The organism is Oleiphilus sp. HI0079 (assembly GCF_001635105.1).
In genome coordinates this window covers 1-1,422 of record NZ_LWFT01001088.1, presented here as the reverse complement: position 1 = coordinate 1,422, position 1,422 = coordinate 1, and the positions used below count along the sequence as shown (strand labels likewise).

The 1,422-nt window shown below is 46.6% G+C and carries 2 protein-coding genes; one reads left to right on the top strand and one right to left on the bottom strand.

Going from position 1 to position 1,422, the window contains the following annotated elements; all coding sequences use genetic code 11:
- Positions 1–1,292: NAD(P)/FAD-dependent oxidoreductase (locus A3750_RS19345; protein WP_068548649.1), on the top strand; the 1,292-nt coding region annotated here is incomplete at its 5' end.
- A 34-nt stretch (positions 1,293–1,326) separates the two neighbouring features.
- On the opposite strand, the gene A3750_RS27365 is transcribed toward A3750_RS19345, so the two are convergent.
- A partial coding sequence (locus A3750_RS27365) for an anhydro-N-acetylmuramic acid kinase (RefSeq protein ID WP_156498759.1) occupies positions 1,327–1,422 on the bottom strand: 96 nt, incomplete at its 5' end.

The window sequence follows — 1,422 nt, the reverse complement described above, 5'->3', positions numbered from 1 at the left end:
TAGGTGAAGATTACTACGACTTTGTTGCTGGAAAAGAAAACTTCATTGAACAGATGGCTTTTCGTTTTCCGGACGAAGCAGCCGCGATTGAAAAATACGTCGAGCTTCTATACAAAACCAGCTCTCTTGTTCCTAAGTTTTTCGCCGGCCAAGCGCTACCCAAAGTGGCCGGCTCACTATACAACCGTTTTAAAGAGAAACTGCTGCCAGACTATTTGTTCAAAACCACGTATGAGGTGCTCTTTGAGCTAACGGATAACCAAGAGCTTATTGCCGTGTTAACAGCGCAGTGGGGCGACTATGGGCTGCCTCCAAAGAAATCTGCATTTATCATGCATGCCATGGTTGCGAAACATTATCTTAATGGTGGTGCATACCCTGTGGGAGGTGCAGCAAAGATCGCTGAAACCATTATCCCCTTGATTCAAGCGGCTGGTGGAGAAGTGTTTACCTATGCCGGAGTCGATGAGGTGCTGGTTAGAAATAACAAGGCTTATGGTGTCCGGCTCGTTAAAGGTGAAGAAATTACAGCAGATGCAGTCGTCAGCTGCGCGGGGCTAGTACCGACGATCAACAAGCTTTTGTCTGAAGAAGTCGTCAAGGCTAATGGCTACGACAAGCTGGTAAATAAGGTTCAGACATCCTCTGCGCATCTTTGCATTTATGCTGGGTTTAAAGGGAATGCAGAGGAGCTAGGAATTCCGAAGAAGAACTTCTGGATCTATCCAACCTACGATCATGACGCTTCAGTCGAGGCCTTTCATGAGAGTAAAGATTATGATTTTCCGCTTATCTATATCTCTTTTCCTTCTGCAAAAGATCCTAACTGGGATGAGCGTTATCCCAATAAGTCTACTGTTGAGATCGTCACAGTATGCAAGCCTGAGTGGTTTGAGCAATGGCAAGGAACAACGTGGGGCAAACGAGGTGAAGAGTACGATGATTTGAAGCAGGAATTGACTGATCGTCTAATGGCGACCCTATATAAGCAAATGCCTCAATTAAAAGACGCGCTTGATTATGTTGAGCTTTCTACGCCTCTTTCGACGCAATGGTTCCAGTGGAATGAGGGCGGTGAAATATACGGAATTGAACACGATGTTGATCGTTTTCGGCAAAACTGGATTCACCCGAAAACAGAAATCAAAAACTTCTATTTGACTGGCTCGGACGTGGTGACTGCTGGAGTTGGTGGAGCGCTCATGGGTGGTGTTATGACCACGATGGCGATGATGGGGCTCAAGGCAAGTAAAGTCACCGAGTTGCTAAAGAAAGGCGTTATTTCGACATGATGTTCTGGCGGATCTCGGACATTGGCTTAGGGGGCTATGCGTAGTGTATTGCGCCAAGTATCTTGGCCTTTTTGGCCCCCGTCACAGACGGAAGATTTCCAGGCCGTCTTTCGAGAGTTTCTCTAGCAAG